Annotated in this window: 17 protein-coding genes; all 17 read right to left on the minus strand. The window is 51.6% G+C overall.

What is annotated here, in order from left to right:
- Window positions 1-55: 55 nt before the first annotated feature.
- The gene (locus tag ACYZT1_RS16740) at window positions 56-1,075 is read right to left on the minus strand and encodes an MraY family glycosyltransferase (RefSeq protein ID WP_462015799.1); all 1,020 of its coding nucleotides are present in this window, start codon (window positions 1,073-1,075) and stop codon (window positions 56-58) included.
- The gene (locus tag ACYZT1_RS16745) at window positions 1,072-2,049 is read right to left on the minus strand and encodes a UDP-glucose 4-epimerase family protein (protein ID WP_462015800.1); all 978 of its coding nucleotides are present in this window, start codon (window positions 2,047-2,049) and stop codon (window positions 1,072-1,074) included. Before ACYZT1_RS16745 ends, ACYZT1_RS16740 begins: the two co-directional genes overlap by 4 nt.
- Window positions 2,050-2,079: 30 nt before the next feature.
- The gene (locus ACYZT1_RS16750; protein WP_462015801.1) at window positions 2,080-3,201 is read right to left on the minus strand and encodes a glycosyltransferase family 4 protein; all 1,122 of its coding nucleotides are present in this window, start codon (window positions 3,199-3,201) and stop codon (window positions 2,080-2,082) included.
- 167 nt (window positions 3,202-3,368) lie between these two features.
- Window positions 3,369-4,457: a glycosyltransferase gene (locus tag ACYZT1_RS16755; protein WP_462015802.1), complete on the minus strand. Its 1,089-nt coding sequence runs from the start codon at window positions 4,455-4,457 to the stop codon at window positions 3,369-3,371.
- Window positions 4,454-5,239, minus strand: coding sequence for a glycosyltransferase family A protein (locus ACYZT1_RS16760; protein ID WP_462015803.1), 786 nt, complete (start codon window positions 5,237-5,239; stop codon window positions 4,454-4,456). The genes ACYZT1_RS16755 and ACYZT1_RS16760 overlap by 4 nt, the downstream gene beginning before the upstream one ends.
- Entirely contained in the window at window positions 5,236-6,480 is a 1,245-nt protein-coding gene (locus tag ACYZT1_RS16765; RefSeq protein ID WP_462015804.1) for an oligosaccharide flippase family protein, read from the minus strand. The genes ACYZT1_RS16760 and ACYZT1_RS16765 overlap by 4 nt, the downstream gene beginning before the upstream one ends.
- Entirely contained in the window at window positions 6,477-7,727 is a 1,251-nt protein-coding gene (locus tag ACYZT1_RS16770) for a hypothetical protein (protein ID WP_462015805.1), read from the minus strand. The genes ACYZT1_RS16765 and ACYZT1_RS16770 overlap by 4 nt, the downstream gene beginning before the upstream one ends.
- A 195-nt stretch (window positions 7,728-7,922) precedes the next feature.
- Window positions 7,923-8,984, minus strand: a complete 1,062-nt coding sequence (locus ACYZT1_RS16775) for an LPS O-antigen chain length determinant protein WzzB (protein WP_462015806.1) — start codon at window positions 8,982-8,984, stop codon at window positions 7,923-7,925.
- 159 nt (window positions 8,985-9,143) lie between these two features.
- Window positions 9,144-9,392, minus strand: coding sequence for a lipopolysaccharide assembly protein LapA domain-containing protein (locus ACYZT1_RS16780; protein WP_462015807.1), 249 nt, complete (start codon window positions 9,390-9,392; stop codon window positions 9,144-9,146).
- A gap of 21 nt (window positions 9,393-9,413) precedes the next feature.
- Window positions 9,414-9,707, minus strand: coding sequence for an integration host factor subunit beta (gene ihfB / locus ACYZT1_RS16785; RefSeq protein ID WP_436277242.1), 294 nt, complete (start codon window positions 9,705-9,707; stop codon window positions 9,414-9,416).
- A gap of 149 nt (window positions 9,708-9,856) precedes the next feature.
- Window positions 9,857-10,135 (minus strand): hypothetical protein, encoded by a 279-nt coding sequence (locus ACYZT1_RS16790; RefSeq protein ID WP_462015808.1) that lies wholly within the window; start codon window positions 10,133-10,135, stop codon window positions 9,857-9,859.
- A 321-nt stretch (window positions 10,136-10,456) separates the two neighbouring features.
- A complete protein-coding gene (gene rpsA / locus ACYZT1_RS16795) occupies window positions 10,457-12,151 on the minus strand; it encodes a 30S ribosomal protein S1 (RefSeq protein ID WP_462015809.1) in 1,695 nt (564 codons plus the stop codon).
- A 119-nt stretch (window positions 12,152-12,270) separates the two neighbouring features.
- Window positions 12,271-12,960: a (d)CMP kinase gene (gene cmk, locus ACYZT1_RS16800; protein ID WP_462015810.1), complete on the minus strand. Its 690-nt coding sequence runs from the start codon at window positions 12,958-12,960 to the stop codon at window positions 12,271-12,273.
- The gene (locus tag ACYZT1_RS16805) at window positions 12,957-15,164 is read right to left on the minus strand and encodes a bifunctional prephenate dehydrogenase/3-phosphoshikimate 1-carboxyvinyltransferase (RefSeq protein ID WP_462015811.1); all 2,208 of its coding nucleotides are present in this window, start codon (window positions 15,162-15,164) and stop codon (window positions 12,957-12,959) included. Before ACYZT1_RS16805 ends, cmk begins: the two co-directional genes overlap by 4 nt.
- A gap of 28 nt (window positions 15,165-15,192) precedes the next feature.
- The gene (hisC, locus tag ACYZT1_RS16810) at window positions 15,193-16,305 is read right to left on the minus strand and encodes a histidinol-phosphate transaminase (protein WP_462015812.1); all 1,113 of its coding nucleotides are present in this window, start codon (window positions 16,303-16,305) and stop codon (window positions 15,193-15,195) included.
- A gap of 10 nt (window positions 16,306-16,315) precedes the next feature.
- Entirely contained in the window at window positions 16,316-17,410 is a 1,095-nt protein-coding gene (gene pheA, locus ACYZT1_RS16815) for a prephenate dehydratase (protein ID WP_028620536.1), read from the minus strand.
- Window positions 17,410-18,495, minus strand: coding sequence for a 3-phosphoserine/phosphohydroxythreonine transaminase (serC, locus tag ACYZT1_RS16820; protein WP_462015813.1), 1,086 nt, complete (start codon window positions 18,493-18,495; stop codon window positions 17,410-17,412). The genes pheA and serC overlap by 1 nt, the downstream gene beginning before the upstream one ends.
- Window positions 18,496-18,730: the final 235 nt, after the last annotated feature.

Raw genomic sequence — 18,730 nt, forward strand, 5'->3', positions numbered from 1 at the left:
CTACTCCCTGCAGTCACTCGCGCAATATCTAAGCCGAAAGCTAAAATAAATACCGCTAAATTTTATTCTCTATACCGCCCGCATTAAACTTCATCGCTAAGAATATGAGCGGGGCATAAGCAGAGAGTAAAGCTACTGCACCGTCGAGAACACCCAACGCCGCCAGGCTCGCAATAGGAAGCAACCAAAATAGATTAATTACTGCTACTGCAAGCGAAACCGTGATGTGATTTCCGAAATGGCGAGATGCGAATTGGTAAGCGTGACTCCGATGCGCTTCATATACTTTTTCACCTCTGAGCAAGCGGCGTGAAAGAGTAAAGGTTGCATCAACAATGAATACTCCAAGCAGGATCAACCACACCCATAAGAAAATAGGAGCAGCAGCAGATGCTTGTAGTGATAAGCTAGCAAGCATAATCCCCAAAAAACCGCTACCCGCGTCCCCCATGAATATACGTGCGGGAGGAAAATTCCAGTAAAGAAATCCGATAACAGAACAAGCGAGCAACAACGGCGTCCACATTAACTGTTGAAAACCGCTTATGTAATAAAGGAAAGCAGCCCCAAAGCAAGCTGTGATCGCCTGGATGCTCGCAATACCATCTATACCATCCATAAAATTATATAAATTAAGCATCCACACTAAATATAGAGCGGCAATGATGTATGCAATTATTCCAAAATCGACGGCCAACCCGAATATCACTAAAGTAGGAAAGCCAGCGATCCAATATAATACCCAACTTGCAGCTATAAAATGCCCAATAAGCCGCCATCGCGCAGCGATGTGTCCGTGGTCATCAAGAAATCCTAATATTGCAATCCCACTACCTGCGCCAATTAATCCCAACGTATGCGCCCAAGAAACGTAATCTGCAGCGGACAAAATAGGCAGGCATACTAAGAAACTCAAAACTATTGCAACTCCGCCGCCGCGAGGCGTAGGGATAGAGTGAGAGCTCCGGACATTGGGGACATCAATCAGACTATGCGATAAAGCGTATGTTCGCAGTATCTTCGTGAGCCATAGTGAGAACAAGAAGATTGCGGGCAGAATAAACCAAATGCTCATTGTTCAATGCTTCCTTTAAAGTGCATAGCAGTCTTCCTTAGCGCATCTTTCATAGCCACAGGTGGTGTCCAACCCAGGAGTTGACGGTTTTTAGTAATATCTACTTGGAGAGTACCGCACAAGCGCTCAGACATACTCCTCTTGCCGAGACAATACGCGAGCAATTTTATAGAATTAACTGGTACTGGAAGAAGTACGCTCTTTTTCCCTAGAGCGAGAGATATTCTTCTCAACAACTCCGGCGTCGACACATCTTCTCCATCGCTAATTAAGAATGTTTGGTTCGCAGCACTAGGATGCAACAAGCAATGAAATACAAAATCGACTAAATTATCCAGCGCCACCATGCTCCGCTTATTATTGATTCGTCCAAACGGAAGCGGTAGTCCCTTATCGATTATTCGCATCATTGTTAGAAAGTTTGCTTTCACCCCAGGGCCGTACACCAAGGTCGGCCGAATAATAACGACCTCCATAGAAGTCTCTGCCGCGATTTTCTTAAGCCCTATCTCTGCTTCATGCTTGGAAATACCATAGTCATCAACTGGGGCAGGAATTGAATCTGCTGTGTAAGGATGATTAGGCAGTGTACTCTCGCCATTTACTTTGATGGAGCTGATGAAAATAAATCGCTGCACACCGTGGGCTGCGGCCTGCGACGCTAGGTTCAATGTGCCGTCAACGTTTATCTCTCGGTAGAGCGCCATAGAATCGGCACCTTGTGCATCCATGATATGCACGCGTGCTGCAGAGTGCACAACAAGATCTACACCATTAAGCGCTTGTGTCCAAGACTGCCCTGCATCCAACCCATTAATCGTCACAGACTCGAAATTTGGGCTGCTTAGTGAGCTGGCATTACGAGTCGATGCCCGGATATTGAACAAATTTCGTTCAGATAAGTCTTTCAGTAATGCCCCGCCCACAAACCCTGACGCTCCGGTTAGCAGTACTGTTTTTCTTGCAGAATTCATCAACTCACCATGCCCGGCTTATGAATACACTTAGAGAAAATAGCTAATCAATCGAGCATTGACTGAACGGACGTCAAAATTATCCTGCGCCAGATTGAAGCTTTCAATTCCCATGAGTTTAACTTGTTCAGAATTATTTATGAAATAGATCATTTTTTCAGCAAGTGCTTCAGCCGACCAAGGTGGAACCAAAAAACCATTCACCCCATCTATCACCGTATCCCGGCAGCCTGGCACGTCGGTTGTTATGACAGCACGACCAACTGCCATTGCTTCTTGAGTGCTTCTTGGAACGCCCTCTCGATATGAGGGAAGAACAAAAACGCTTGCATCGTTTATCCATTCTGCGACATTATCCACATGCCCTCGATGATCAACCAGCCCTTCGCTAATGAGGCCTTCCAATTCCTCGGAGGATAAACTGCCAGGATTTGTTTTATCCAGTCCACCCAACATAATAAACTTAGATTCGTGCGATACGAGTTTCACAAGTCTCGCTGCCTGAATAAACTCATGAACCCCCTTGTCAGCGAGCAGTCGACCTATAAATATAAAACTCATAGGCTTCGTCGGCGGCGTAGTATATGGAAAATTAGACAAATCCAAACCTATACCGCCAAGGACTGAAACTTTGGACACCCTTAGCCGATATTTTTGCACCAAATCGACGGGATCGTCTTTATTTAAGAAAATTAACCGCTCAAGAAAAGGGAAAGATATTCCATAAAGCATAACCTGCACTAGTTTCAAAACTTTATTCTTCACTCCGCCACTCTCAGGTCGGTCAGTGAACACGTATCCGAGCCCTTCCAGCATTGCGATGCGTCTTTTAACTCCAGCTAATGCACCAGCAATTGTCCCAAAGATGACTGGCTTAGAGAAGTAACTAAACACTACATCAGGTGCGATATTTTTCAGAATCCGAGATAACTTATATGTATTTATGATATCTCTGAAGGGATTTAGACCCGCGCGACTGAAGACGTAATCAACAGGCTCTGCGCCCAGAGCCCTCACCCGTGCGCGGGTGTCCTCGTCAAAATCCAAAGCAAAAGCATGAACCTGATCACCCTGCCGGACTAAAGCCTCGATTAAATCTGCTCTGAATCCTAGAACACACGCCGCCGTGGTTCCAATTAAAGCTATTTTCATTTGCACAACGTCCATAAGCCATAGCAGGCGATCAAAAAAGCGGTTCCCCGACCGATGTTCTTCCACTTGGCAGCTAAATTCGAGTCAGGAGTACTCATTGAGCGAAGCTGTATTATGAAAGCCTCTAGAAGGCTACGCTATTGATCAATCTGGCTATTATGCCTGATTTAGGGCCGATATAGCTGCAGCCAACGGGCCACGACGCGATCGATAGAATAAATATTGATCACCCTCTCCCTAGCGCGCTTACCCAGTAACCTAGCGTCAGCCGCATCCATAACGAGCGCCCCCTTCAGAGCGACTGCCAACTCCTCGGAATTGCCAGGTTCAACCAAGAAACCATCTTCTCCGATCACTTCCTTCACGCCTCCGCAGTCGGTAGCGACCACAACCCTCTCAGCGGCCATTGCTTCTGCTACAACAAGACCGAATCCCTCCCACGCAGATGACAGGACATAGACATCAGCGGCACTGTAAAATGTCTCTACGTCCGGTCTCATCCCCCAAAACTTCACGCGGTGAGCAATACCTAACTTAATACAAAGAGAGACTAATTCATTTTTTAATTCGCCGTCGCCCACGATCCAGAGAGTTGTGTACTGGTCAAACTCGCACACTGTGCCGAATGCGGATAACAACCCAGCATAGTTCTTTGCCTCTACTAGTCGCCCAACAGCTAGAATGATTTTTTTGTCATCCTCAATTCCTTCGACATTTCGAAGCACTGAACGGCTCGATGCACTAAAGCTAAATCTTGCCGTATCTACCCCGTTGGGTACGGATAACATCTCACCTTGTTTAATCGCGCCTTTTTTTTCAAAAGCCTCAACTGCACCTCGACTCACGTTGGTAGTAACGCTTGCGAGGAAATTCGTGAGCCGATATGCAAGCATCCGAATAGTCCCCCCTTCGTTATTACTGTGCGCCGTACATATCAAGCGCGGCACATGAGCAATAACTCTGACTATGCGGGCGATAATATTCGCATGATACATATGCGAGTGCACTACATCGGGCCTAAAGCTAGCGACCAATGCGCGCACCTTGAAGATACTTTGTAAAAAACCACCGGCCGACTTGGTGCAATTTAATCCGACGGTTCCGAATGCAAGCTTTGAAGAAACAAGAGTACCGCGACCAGTCAGGTACACTATTAAGACTTCATTGTCCAGCTCTACGAGACGTTGAGCCAAGTCGAGTACTTGGCGCTCGGCACCACCCACATCCAAGCTAGTAATTACAAATAATATTTTCATGTAAGCCTTTTTAATGTTCGGTACCAAAAACACTGAGCGGCGCGTATTAAATATTTCACCTTAAATAAAAGAATTCGTTCGCGATTAATCTGCGACCAATAAAATATCAAAAACCCGTTAGGGTTTTTTCGCAAATTCGAAGAAAAATTCTTAGAATATCCGTCTTCTAGGTAATCACATAAGTAGAGAATTGTTTCACCATAGAAAATCACTTTTCCTTCGTCTGCTATTTTGTTCCAAATATATAATTCGGGTACAAATTTTTCGTTAGCAAAAACTGGAAATTTGTGTTTCTTGAAAACCTCTGTTTTAAATACATACGCAAGATCACCTTTAAACAGATGGCCTGCTTCAGTCGGGCTCATCACCAATGGAGAATCGCCGGTCTTTACATCCCTCCCTACGAGTCTCATGTCAAAATAAGCTTTACGGTAACATAAACCTACCGCGGCACCATCCTGCTCGCTTAGAGCAGTGTAGATAGTCTGAACAGCAGTTGTCACTATCGCATCGTCACTGTCCACAATGTATATCCACGGGGTTGTGGACTGTGCGACCCCATTATTTAACGCGACGTGCTTACCGCTATTAGTCTGGTGAATTATATTAACTTTAAAACTTGCCAGCTCTGAGTAAGCCTTTAGAAGTTCGAGAGTATTGTCAACACTCCCGTCATCCACAACCACCCATTCAAAATCCATGCAAGACTGAGCGCATAAGCTGTCAAAAAGTCGCGACAGAGTATGTTCTCTGTTATAGGTCGCTGTAAGTATAGTGATCACGAGGCAATCCTGCTGCTGGGCCGCATGGCGAGTGGCACGACTATAATCGTTAAAGCAACGAACAAAAGTATCTCCGCCGATACGAACCCAATCACGGCGCCCTGTACTCCGTACCAGATCGATAACAAAATCGCCAACATAATGGAAAGTACGGAACAAAGCATCATTAAAAAGCTCATTATTTTGTCCTTGCCCATTGGGATGAGCATACATAAACCTAGGGCCTGGTTTGCTAGCCTGAAGGGGATGATCCAAACAAATATTTTGAGCAGGCTGCTTGAAACAAGAAACTCAGGACCAAGAACAATCTGTATTAACAGGTCACCGATGTAATAAATGATCCCAGCCGCTAGCGCGCCAGCCGCAAACATGCCCATAACAATCATGGAAGAGAGGTGCAAGGTTTTTTCTTCCGAAGATAGATATTGCCGGTTTAAATATGGATAGAAGCCAATGAGTATCGGATTTACGAAACCCACAAAACCTCTAATTATTTTCTCAGCGGGGACATAGGATGCTACCGCCGCGGCGCCTGAAGTAGCCCCCACCAAAGAGGGCCCAGCGCTCAACAATATATTATTTGAACTTTTATAAATGAAAACGTGGAAACCAGCTTTCAGCTGATGAACACCGCCAAGCAGCCGGAGTTCGATGGAGTTGATGTAAGCTTTACAAATACAGTTTCCAACTAGGGTGTTAAGTAGTCCAAAACCAGCCATTATGCCAAGCGCCAACAGAGAATCTTGACTATCAGTTACCATGAGATACAGACAAAAAAGACTGGAAAATCTGAAAATGACTTCCAATATTATCACTAGGCTTATGCGTTCTAAACCTTGAAAAAACCAGAAAGGACTAAATCCAAAAGCCAGAAAATATATATATCCAAACACAACCATTTTACCGTCAAAGAAAAATGAACCTTCTACGACACAAGCTAACAGCCCAAAAAAAGTTACTATTGTAACAATAATTAATTTAGCCGAAAGAACTTCCGAGAAAATTTTCGAGAGTTCGACCTTATTGTTTTGCGAGATGGATATCTGACGCGAGCCACTCAACGAAAAACCGTATTCAACTATTAAAGAAGATAATAACGCAATCGACTGAATCAGAACTACTTTTCCATATTCCTGGACACCCAGCGCCCGCGCCAAGACAGGAATTTCAAGTATGGGAATTATATAAGCGCACAACTGCGCGAAGAAAAGAAATCCCATATTTTTGATCAAGTATTTCAAACTGAAGCTCTCACTTCTGAAACGACACCAGCAGTAGCATTAGTATCCGGACTCATAGTACCCAATCGTGACAACCAAGAAAACATGATTGCCCAATATCCCCACTCTGACATTTCAGAACTCAACGGGTGAAAAAGTAGAATAAAGCAATAACACGCTGCTCCCAGACACGCAGCCAACTTATAGTACGTGAGCGGGCTCAAAGCCGGGCCACCGAACCATTCTCTCATCGCAAATATAGCAAGTGGGCTCATCACAATGATTAGCAGACCTATTTCACCAAGCACCCCAAGGTCGCCGAGTATTGCAAGATATACATTATGGATAACCATTGGTTCGCCGCCTACTAACGACGTAGAGCTTTGAAAGCCGCAACCAAGCGGTAGACACCATTCCGCATTCATCACGCCATCGGTTATCATTTTAGATCTTATGGGATCACCCTCAAGCAGCCGGTTCACCACTAAAAGTGAATTACTTTCAAATAAGCCATATATTATATCGAGGTTAAACACTGCAACGACACCAACAACCAACAATACAATACACATCGCAGAAAGGAATTTCGCGGTATTAACTACAAATACTAGGAATGAGAATGCAAAAAGTACAACTGCTAGCCATAGAAAACCAGTCCGACTAGAGTCTTGCAATAATAAAAACACTGAAACTAGAATCATCAGTGCTGGAAATGTATTTTTATAGGACACGCTACTGAGTAATTTAGCTATCAGAAAAGCCGAGAAAAACGCGCTAGTTTTCCACAACACTCCAGGATACGCGAACGAAGAGCCTTGGCGACCATCCCCTAATTGTATGTAGTATCCAACGAACACATACTTACAAAGCATAAACACCACAAAACCGGAAAAAGTCGAAATCGCCGCAATTTTGTAGAAGTGCTCAACGCTTAAGAAACTACAATTCGCAAAAATCACTATTAGAACAGCGAAGATCATTATAAATTTAAGTGCCTGATAAGCGGTATAAGAATCTGCGTTGACTAGACTGGCGATTAATAATGAAAAAATCAGAATAACAAATCCTATCGTCACACTTAGAAAAGCCACATCGGTTAGGATTTTCTTTACGCCTCCAGTGCACAATCCTGTGAACAGGATGGTGCCCCACAATGCCCAATATCCCAAAGGGGTAATTACGTTCCTGAGATCGCCGAGCACGACGAGAAGACAGGCGAATAGAACAATATAGAAGGGCATTTTTCTTTCGACTACCATATTGTTCATACTCCGCCCACACACGAGCTGCATAGCTTTGGATTTTGCATCGTGAAATCACACATCCTTTTGATTACCACTCAAAACTACCGCTCCCGATTAACAAAACAAGAACAATCTGTGAATATTGCTAATTAACACTCCATCCGCCGGAGTGCTTCATTTCGGCCTGATCGGATCTATTAAATTTGTGTCCAATTTGCACTAAACGGGCTTGTAATAGGTAGTTCGACTTTTTTCAATGAGAAATAAGATTACAGCAATCACGAGGCCAGTCATCAAACCCAGTATCAACCCCAATACTACTATCAGGGTTTTTTTGGGTTTAATGGGCGAATCTGGACGACTTACATCTCCATCCTGCCTGTAAACCCAGACATCAGAAGGTTTTATTTGGAGATTTTGGTAAAATTCATATTTGGCCTGCAGGTCTCGCAAACTATGCACGAACGGATCGTCCGATTGACGTGCCTCAAGGTTTTCGATTTCTGCTTTCAATGCTTTCGATCCGCGCATATAGATCAGTTGTCCGTCCATACTACCGGCGAGTTCAACCGAAGGATTACCAGTGATAATAGGCGGTTTTTCCAGACCAATAGCCTCTGCAACACGAAGCGCTTCGCGTAACTTGGTTATCGAATCTTGCCTAAGCTGGATGCCAGTGCCTCGGATCAGATCAATTTGTTGTAGTAGGTTTCGTGCTCTTACCTGACTTTCGGTAGTAATGTTTTTTATCAGCTCATCTTTAGCCAGCTTCCCTGCTCGATCTGCATAAGCCTGCACCCAATTCGCAGCCAAATCTGGATCAGCAGCTTGTACAGAAACTGCTGATTGATCGCCCGATTCTTTTACAGGAGGCGTTACAACCAACATTTTGGAAAAACGAGAATAGAGCGCGTCCCGTGACCCCTTTCGCTCTTCCTCGGACAACGCTGGCAAATATACGTTGGTGAAGAAATCATGGTGCAGTGACTCAGAGTCAAGTATGCGAATGAAAATAGAGTAAACATCTTTTATGGTAAGCGGCACCAAGTCATATTCGCGAATACGACCATAATTGAAGTTCGCGATATCATTTTGGGTGGGCGGTATGAGAAAAAGCTTGGCTTCGTAGACAGGTTTCACGGTAAATGCATAAGCTGCCGCTAAAACGGTTGACAGAACGGCCGCACCTAAAATAAGCCACTTTTTACGCCAGATTGAGCGAACCAATTCCTGAAGATTAATTTCAGCATTGTTCCATGGTTCGGATGTACTGCTTTGCATACCCCACTCGCCCTCTTTTTTCGGATCGGCACCCACCGCGTGTGAGTCGCACGTGTCTCGATCAGTAATTATTTTCTGTTAAGCTCATTCGTCACATGGCTCATAAGCTTACACATTGTAACATTCGTACAAAAATTTCACGCGAGTGACGGCATTATTTCAGCGGTACGTTTTCCTCAACCGTGTATTCCGTCCGACAACTGTCTTCACAATAAACCCGGTAATCGGCCCGAGGACCATACCTGCAAGGAAAGAAACTGCAATGTAGAGCGATATTGGAAGCGAGGCTGTATTCCAGCTAAAAAAACTGAGCGAAAGTTGCTGCTGATTTTCTAGGAAAAATATGAGCACGGTTCCAACCAAGAATAATATCAAAAAAGTCAGTGCTATCCGTTGAAGTAAGCGCATTTTTGCTCTCCAAATAAAGTACTAACTCTCCTCCTCTTCCTCATTCACCCGATCCCGCAGCTCTTTCCCCGGCTTGAAATGCGGAACAAACTTCCCATCCAGGCTAACCGACTGCCCCGTCTTGGGATTCCGCCCAACCCTTGGCGCCCGGTAATGCAGAGAGAAACTACCAAAGCCCCGTATCTCAATCCGATCCCCGGTGGCCAGACATTGGGACATTTGTTCAAGCATGGTCTTGATGGCCAGCTCCACATCCTTGGATGAGAGCAGCCCTTGATGGGTGACAATGCGTTCGATCAACTCCGACTTCGTCATATTTTTCCCTTCTTTTTCAAGCAGCTAGGAAAATTGCTACCAAGGTTTTAGCATGACCGGATGGATTTGAACAGTCCGACTTTCTCCACGCTACCGCCAGCAGCGCGTTGCCCGATTACGGGGCACTGGAGCGCCTTTCGAGTCTCGCTTTATCTACAGATTACAACCATGGTCCGAGTCAACATGCCCGCAGGGTTGAAGCCGAAAGGATATTCATCTTCATCTTTGGCGTCATCAGATCTCGCCACCACTTTGTAGCCGTTACCCTTGCATTCCTTCGCTGCCCGCTTGTGACACTTCTCCCATCCCGAGCCCAGGCCTGAACAATCAACTTCGATACCACTGACTCCGCGCACTGCTCGAGTCTTAGCGTTTGTGGTACAACCCGCTAATACCACTAAAACAAGTATCACTATGAGCTTGTTCATCCACTTCCTTCTGTCGGGCGCTCTGCCCGACTGGCGTTTGCTTCAGGCTATAGAGTAGCTGCAAATAAGCTTTTGATCCTGTTAAAGAAAGGGACAGTTTTTGTGGGGGGATGGTTCATGAAAAAAGTGGGAGATGGGGATTCATAGCTGAGTTGAATTTGGGGAATGGGGGTTGGTGCTGGGGGGTTTTGTCTGGGAGGGATTGGTGGATTGGAGAATCGCCAGCAGGCTGGCTCCCACAGGAGTGCGTGTGGGGTGTGGTGAATTGCAGGCATGAAAAAGGGCGACCGAAGTCGCCCTTTTTCTATGGTCTGACAGAACTTAGTTCTGTTTTTCCATTTGTGCACGCAACAGGTCGCCCAGAGTGGTAGGACCAGCAGCAGGAGTATCCGAAGCTGGCTTGTCGCGCAGGCTCTGGATAGCTTCTTTCTCTTCAGCATCGTCTTTCGACTTGATGGAGAGCTGGATTACACGGCTCTTGCGGTCAACGCTGATGATCTTGGCTTCTACTTCCTGGCCTTCTTTCAGAACGTTGCGCGCGTCTTCAACGCGGTCACGGCTGATTTCGGAGGCTTTCAGAGTCGCTTCGATATCGTCGGCCAGGGTGATGATGGCGCCTTTAGCGTCAACTTCTTTCACGATGCCTTTAACGATTGCGCCTTTGTCGTTCTCTTGAACGTACTCGGAGAACGGATCGCTTTCCAGTTGCTTGATACCCAGGGAGATGCGCTCACGCTCTGGGTCAACCGACAGGATAACGGTGTCCAGCTCGTCGCCCTTTTTGAAGCGGCGAACGGCTTCTTCGCCCACTTCGTTCCAGGAGATATCGGACAGGTGAACCAGACCGTCGATGCCGCCGTCCAGACCAATGAAGATACCGAAATCGGTGATCGACTTGATGGTGCCGGAGATTTTATCGCCCTTGTTGAACTGGCCAGAGAAATCTTCCCATGGGTTAGATTTGCACTGCTTGATGCCGAGGGAGATACGACGACGCTCTTCGTCGATGTCCAGAACCATAACTTCCACTTCGTCGCCGACTTGTACGACTTTCGAAGGGTGGATGTTCTTGTTGGTCCAGTCCATTTCGGAAACGTGTACCAGGCCTTCAACGCCTTCTTCCAGCTCAGCGAAGCAGCCGTAGTCGGTCAGGTTGGTTACACGAGCGGTAACGCGAGTGCTTTCTGGGTAACGGGCTTTGATAGCAACCCATGGATCTTCGCCCAGTTGCTTGAGGCCCAGGGAAACACGGTTGCGTTCGCGATCGTATTTCAGAACCTTGACATCGATCTCGTCGCCAACGTTGACGATTTCCGATGGATGCTTGATGCGCTTCCAGGCCATGTCGGTAATGTGCAGCAGGCCATCGACGCCACCCAGATCGACGAATGCGCCGTAATCGGTGAGGTTCTTGACGATACCTTTGACTTGTTGGCCTTCCTGCAGGGATTCCAGCAGAGCTTCGCGCTCGGCGGAGTTCTCGGCTTCGAGGACGCTACGACGGGAAACGACAACGTTGTTGCGCTTCTGGTCCAGCTTGATGACCTTGAATTCCAGCTCTTTGCCTTCCAGGTGCGTGGTGTCGCGCACAGGACGGACGTCAACCAGGGAACCTGGCAGGAACGCACGGATGCCGTTAACGTCGACTGTGAAGCCGCCTTTAACCTTACCGTTGATAACGCCCTTGACCACTTCCTCGGCTGCGAAGGCAGCTTCCAGAACAATCCAGCATTCAGCACGCTTGGCTTTTTCACGGGACAGCTTGGTTTCACCAAAGCCGTCTTCAACCGAATCCAGCGCTACGTGAACTTCGTCACCAACGTTGATGTTCAGCTCGCCAGCATCGTTGTAGAACTGCTCAAGCGGGATGAGTGCTTCAGACTTCAGGCCAGCGTGAACGGTTACCCAGCGAGCCTGGTAATCGATATCAACGATAACACCGGTGATGATGGAGCCTGCCTGAAGGTTCAGGGTTTTTAGGCTTTCTTCAAAGAGTTCCGCAAAGCTTTCGCTCATTTTAATTCCTGAGTATAAGGGCGAAGAATACGCCCATCTCCACATCCCAGACGACGTGGGTTACGTTCATTTAAAGAAGCACCGCAGGACTATGACTGGCCCCCTGAAACGCTTCTTGGTCACCCGGCGATATCGCGGAGTGCGATCTCGCTCATGATGCGTTGCAACACCTGATCGATGGATAATTCCGTGGAATCCAGCTGAATGGCGTCAGCCGCCGGCTTGAGCGGGGCTACCGCTCGCTGGGTGTCACGCTCATCGCGTGCACGTATCTCATCTAGCAGACTCGACAGACTAACACCATCGACTTTGCCCTTCAACTGCAAGTAACGACGGCGCGCACGCTCCTCGGCACTGGCGGTCAGGAAGATTTTCAGCGGCGCATCCGGGAATACCACGGTGCCCATGTCGCGCCCATCGGCGACCAGACCCGGCATCTCCTGGAAGGCGCGCTGCCTCTGTAGCAAGGCTTCGCGGACCGCCGGCAGTGCGGCGACCTGCGACGCACCGGAGCCGACGCCCTCGGTACGGATCACGTCGCTGACCTCGTCGCCTTCCAGAATGATGCGCTGCAGCTGACCGTCGGTCGCCGCGATGAATTGCACATCCAGATGAGCGGCAAGTTGCTTGAGCAGTTCTTCGTTGGTCAGGTCGACGCCGTGGTTGTGCGCGGCGAAGGCCAGCAAGCGGTAAAGCGCACCGGAGTCCAGCAGGTTCCAGCCCAGTTGCCGGGCGAGGATGCCGGCGACCGTGCCTTTGCCAGAGCCGCTTGGCCCATCAATGGTGATGACCGGTGCGATATTTTTCACGATTGAGCCTCTTGTGCCACACGAATGCCGACCTGGGCGCACAGCGCGAGGAAGTTCGGGAACGACGTCGCGACGTTGGCGCAGTCATGGATGCGAATCGGCGCGGTGGCGCGCAGCGAGGCAACGCTGAAGGCCATGGCAATGCGGTGATCGCCGTGGCCGTGCACTTCGCCGCCGCCGATCAGGCCGCCGTCGATGATGATGCCATCCGGGGTCGGCTCACATTTGACGCCCAGTGCCAGCAGGCCGTCGGCCATGACTTGAATGCGGTCCGATTCCTTGACGCGCAGCTCTTCGGCGCCGCGCAACACGGTGCGCCCTTCGGCACAGGCGGCGGCCACGAACAGCACCGGGAATTCATCGATGGCCAGCGGCACCAGCGCTTCGGGAATCTCGATGCCTTTGAGCTTGGCCGCACGCACGCGCAGATCCGCTACCGGTTCGCCGCCCACTTCACGCTGGTTTTCCAGGGTGATGTCGGCGCCCATCAGACGCAGGATGTCGATGACGCCGGTACGGGTCGGGTTGATGCCGACGTGTTCCAGCACCAGTTCGGAGCCTTCGGCAATCGACGCCGCCACCAGGAAGAATGCCGAAGACGAGATATCGCCCGGCACTTCGATGTGGGTCGCGCTGAGTGTGTGCCCGGACTCGACCGACGCCGTCGCGCCGTCAACACTGACCGGGTAGCCGAAGCCGCGCAGCATGCGCTCGGTGTGATCGCGGGTCGGTGCTGGCTCGGTGACGGTGGTTTTGCCGTCGGCGTACAGACCGGCCAGCAGCAGGCAGGATTTAACCTGGGCACTGGCCATCGGCATGGTGTAGGTCAAGCCTTTGAGCTTGTTGCCGCCACGGATGATCATCGGCGGACGACCTTCGGCAGCGGTCTCGATCACGGCGCCCATTTCACGCAGTGGATTGGCCACGCGATTCATCGGACGCCTGGACAGCGAGGCGTCACCGGTCAGGGTGCTGTCGAAGTTCTGCGCCGCCAGCAGGCCGGACAGCAGACGCATCGAGGTGCCGGAGTTGCCCAGATAGATCGGCCCCGGCGCTGGCTTCAAGCCATGCAGGCCGACGCCGTGAATGGTCACGCGACCGTGGTGCGGACCTTCGATCACTACACCCATGTCGCGGAAGGCTTGCAAGGTCGCCAGAGCGTCTTCGCCCTCGAGGAAGCCTTCGACTTCGGTGACGCCTTCGGCGAGGGAACCGAGCATGATCGAACGGTGGGAGATCGATTTGTCGCCCGGTACACGAATCCGCCCAGTCAGGCGGCCACCAGGTTGTGCCAGGAAAATCAGGTCGTTGGAGTTCATAGCGTCCACATAGGCCCGGCGGGCCAGGATTTTACTGAAATGCTCGCGGGCAACCCGGGCGCGTGTGAACACGCCCAATAATTGGTGCCCATCCCCTGCATCGACCGCGTCGCGCAAGGCGTCGAGGTCGCTGCGAAATGTATCGAGTGTGCGCAGGACAGCTTCGCGGTTGGCGAGGAAGATATCGTGCCACATGACCGGGTCACTTCCCGCGATTCTTGTGAAATCGCGGAAACCGCCGGCAGCGTAACGGAAGATCTCAAGGTTTTCATTGCGCTTGGCCAATGAATCGACCAAACCGAACGCCAGCAGGTGTGGCAAATGACTGGTTGCGGCCAACACTTCGTCATGTCGTTCGACTTGCATGTGCTCGACATCGGCGCCCAATTCGCGCCACAAACGGTCCACCACGGCCAGCGCAGCCGGATCGGTCTGGTCCAGCGGTGTCAAAATGACTTTGTGGCGGCGGAACAGATCGGCGTTTGAAGCCTCCACCCCACTCTGCTCGGAACCGGCTATCGGATGGCCCGGGATAAAACGCGGCGGCATGCCACCAAAGGCTTCGGTGGCGGCGCGCACGACGTTGCCTTTGGCACTGCCGACGTCGGTGAGAATCGCCGTCCCCAACTCCATCGCCGCCAGACGCGCGAGCATTTTTTCCATGGCCAGAATCGGCACGGCGAGCTGGATCACGTCGGCGCCCTGACAGGCAACGGCCAGGTCTTCTTCACAGCGATCAACCACTCCGAGTTCCACCGCCAGCTTGCGCGACTGCGGATCGAGATCGACGCCCACCACTTCGCGGCACAGGCCACTTTCACGCACACCTTTGGCGAACGAACCGCCGATCAAGCCCAAACCGACTACCACCAGGCGACCGATCATAGGTGCATCAGATTGCATTGCAGTGACATCAACCACGAGCCAGAACCTTGGTCAGCGCCTCAAGGAAACGCGTGTTTTCCGTCGGCAGACCGATGGTGATGCGCAAATGATTCGGCATACCGTAGTTGGCCACCGGGCGTACGATCACGCCTTCACGCAGCAAACCCTGAAAAACCGGCGCGGCCACCTGGCCGAGATCGACACAGATAAAGTTGCCCTTGGACGGAATCCAGCTCAGCCCCAGCTCACGGAAACCGGCTTGCAGCTGTTGCATGCCCGCTTCGTTGAGGCGACGGCTTTCGGCCAGGTAATCGGTGTCTTGCAGCGCAGCGCACGCAGCGGCCAGGGCCAGACTGTTGACGTTGAAAGGCTGACGCACGCGGTTCAGCACATCGGCCACGACGACAGTCGACAAGCCATAACCGACCCGCAGCGCCGCCAGACCGTAAGCCTTGGAAAAGGTGCGCGAGACCAGCAGATTCGGGTAGGCGGCCAAGTAATCCAGACCGTCCGGCAAGTCGCTGCCTTCGGCGTATTCGATGTAGGCCTCGTCCAGCACCACCAGCACGTGGGCCGGTACGTCCTGGAGGAATTCGTCCAGCGCTTCGGCGCCGAACCAGGTGCCGGTCGGATTGTTCGGGTTGGCGATGAACACCACGCGAGTGTCGACATCGATTGCGGCCAGCATGGCCGGCAGATCATGGCCCCAGTCTTTGGCGGGGATCACTTTGGCGGTGGCGCCGACCGCTTGCGTGACGATCGGATAAACGGCGAAGGCGTGCTCGCTGAACACCGCGTTCAGGCCTGGCGCCAGGTAGGCGCGCGCGACCAGTTCGAGAATGTCGTTGGAACCGTTGCCCAATGTCACTTGATCAAGCTCGACGCGGCATTGGTCCGCCAGCAAGGTTTTCAGCGCAAAACCGTTGCCGTCCGGATAACGGGTCAGTTCGGCCAATTCTTCACGAATCGCGGCCAATGCCTTGGGGCCCGCGCCCAACGGATTTTCGTTGCTGGCCAGTTTGACGATGCTGGCCGGATCGATGTCCAGCTCGCGCGCCAGTTCGTCCACGGGTTTGCCCGGCACGTAAGGCGAAAGTTGTTGTACGCCCGGCTGTGCCAGAGCGAGGAAGTCGCCACTCATTTGCTACCCCTTAGAGAACGGCTTTCGGGTAGGAACCCAGCACTTTGAGTGCTACTGCTTCCTGACTGATCTTTTCCAGCACACCTTTGATCAACGGATCGCGGTGGTGGCCGACGAAATCGATAAAGAACACGTAGGTCCATTTACCGCTGCGCGACGGACGTGTCTCGATGCGCGTCAGGTCGATGCCGTTGTCGTGGAACGGCACGAGCAATTCGTGCAGGGCGCCGGGTTTGTTGCTCATGGACACGATGATTGAGGTCTTGTCGTCGCCGGTCGGTGGCACTTCCTGGCTGCCGATCATCAGGAATCGCGTGGAGTTGTCCGGGCGATCCTCGATTTTTTCGGCAAGACGGGTCAGCCCGTACAGGCCGGCTGCCATGTCGCCGGCAATCGCCGCCGAATTCCATTCACCCTTGACCCGCTTGGCCGCTTCGGCGTTGCTCGACACCGCCACGCGCTCGACATTCGGGTAGTGTGCGTCGAGCCACTTGCGGCACTGGGCCAGCGACTGCGCGTGGGAATAGATGCGGCTGATGCTGTCGGTCTTGGTGTTTTCGCCCACCAGCAAATGGTGGTGAATGCGCAACTCGACTTCGCCACAGATGACCATGTCGTGCTCGAGAAAACTGTCCAGCGTGTGGTTGACCGCGCCTTCGGTGGAGTTTTCCACAGGGACCACGCCAAAATTCACCGCACCGGCCGCCACTTCACGGAACACTTCGTCGATGGCCGCCATCGGCTTGCTGATCACTGCGTGGCCGAAGTGCTTCATGGCCGCCGCCTGGGTGAACGTGCCTTCAGGGCCGAGGTAGGCGACTTTCAGCGGCTGCTCGAGGGCGAGACACGAGGACATGATTTCGCGGAACAGCCGCGCCATTTCTTCGTTGCCCAGCGGCCCCTGATTGCGCTCCATCACCCGTTTGAGCACCTGAGCTTCGCGCTCGGGACGGTAGAACACCGGCACTTCGCCTTCAGCCAGCGAGGCCATTTTTACCCGCGCCACTTCCTGGGCGCAGCGGGCGCGTTCGCTGATCAGCTCGAGGACTTTGGTGTCCAGCGCATCAATGCGAACGCGCAGTGCCTTGAGTTCTTGCTCAGACATTAGCCGTGTTCCTTCTCGAACTCTGCCATGTACGACACCAGCGCGTTGACCGCTCCGATGTCGACGGCGTTATAGATGGAGGCGCGCATGCCGCCTACGGAACGATGCCCCTTGAGGTTCAACAGCCCACGCTCGTCGGCGCCGGCGAGGAACGGTTTGTCGAGACGGTCGTCCGCAAGGCGGAACGGCACGTTCATCCACGAACGGTCGGACGGGTTGATCGGGTTGCTGTAGAGCCCGCTGGCGTCGATGAAGCTGTACAGCGTGCGCTGCTTTTCTTCATTGAGCTTGCCGATCACTTCGACACCGCCCTGCTCTTTCAGCCACTCGAACACCAGACCGGACAGGTACCAGGCCAGGGTTGGCGGCGTGTTGTACATCGAGCCGTTATCGGCCGCGACCTTGTAGTTGAGCATGGTCGGGCACAGGGAACGGGCCTTGCCGAGCAGGTCTTCGCGGATGATGTTGACCACCACACCGCTCGGGCCGATGTTTTTCTGGGCGCCGGCGTAGATCATGCCGAAACGCGAGATGTCCACCGGACGCGAGAGGATGTCCGAGGACATGTCGGCAACCAGTGGCACGTCACCGGTTTCCGGGATCCACTGGAATTCCAGACCGCCGATGGTTTCGTTCGGCGCGTAGTGAACGTAGGCCGCGTCTTTGGACAGCTTCCATTCGTTCTGGCCAGGGATGGCGAAATAATCGTAAGGCCTGGCGGTGGCGGCAACGTTGACGTGGCCGTAGCGCGAGGCTTCTTCGATGGCTTTCTGCGACCAGATGCCGGTATCGATGTAGTCGGCGGTGCCGCTTTCCGGCAACAGGTTCAGAGGGATCTGAGCAAATTGCTGGCTGGCGCCACCTTGCAGAAACAGGACTTTGTAGTTGGACGGGATATTCAGCAGATCACGCAGATCCTGCTCGGCCTTGGTCGCAATGGACACGAACTCGTCGCTGCGATGGCTCATTTCCATGACCGACAGGCCTTTGCCGTGCCAATCGAGGAGTTCACCCTGAGCGCGCTTCAGGACAGCTTCGGGAAGCGCCGCAGGACCGGCACAGAAGTTATAGGCTCTCTTGCTCACATCCAATCTCGCTCTGATTTGGTGGGTCACGCAAACATATTCAGTCAATACAGATTCAGCGTGGGAGACGGACTTCCTGTGGAAATCAGTCAACACAGATCCAAATGTGGAGACGGACTTCCTGTGGCGAGGGGGCTTGCCCCCGTTCGATTGCAAAGCAATCGCCAACCTGTCACCCCATTCTCATGCGAGATAGCGGCGGCTGGTTTTGGGGGCGCTTCGCACCCCAACGGGG

It is taken from the genome of Pseudomonas sp. PB3P13 (assembly GCF_054897735.1).